Genomic DNA, 314 nt, shown 5'->3' with positions numbered 1-314 from the left:
GAATCCTGCAGACGGCTCGAGAAGAAGATCACGAAGATGCACAGCACCAGGAACAGGTAGTAGTACGCGTTCACCGAGGGCAGGTTCATGCCGAAGATCTTCAGCATCGAACCCGAACCCGGTTCACCGGCCAGCGAGACGCCGAACACGCGGATCGGGTCGATCAGGTTGATGCCCTGCGGACCGTTGGTGATGTTCACCGGCGCGTTCAGGTTGTTCATGAAGATACGGATGATCTCGCCGAAGCCCAGCGTCACGATGGCCAGGTAGTCACCGCGCAGCTTCAGGGTCGGCGCACCCAGCAGCGCACCGAA

At 60.2% G+C, this 314-nt stretch carries 1 pseudogene; it reads right to left on the bottom strand.

The features are described from left to right. Positions 1-314, bottom strand: a pseudogene (locus MKD49_RS26615) (ABC transporter ATP-binding protein); the annotation flags it as partial.

This window comes from Herbaspirillum sp. WGmk3 (assembly GCF_023952535.1).
In the GTDB taxonomy this organism is placed as follows: domain Bacteria; phylum Pseudomonadota; class Gammaproteobacteria; order Burkholderiales; family Burkholderiaceae_D; genus Herbaspirillum; species Herbaspirillum huttiense.
The sequence above is the reverse complement of the archived record's forward strand: the minus strand, read 5'-3'. Positions and strand labels throughout refer to the sequence as shown.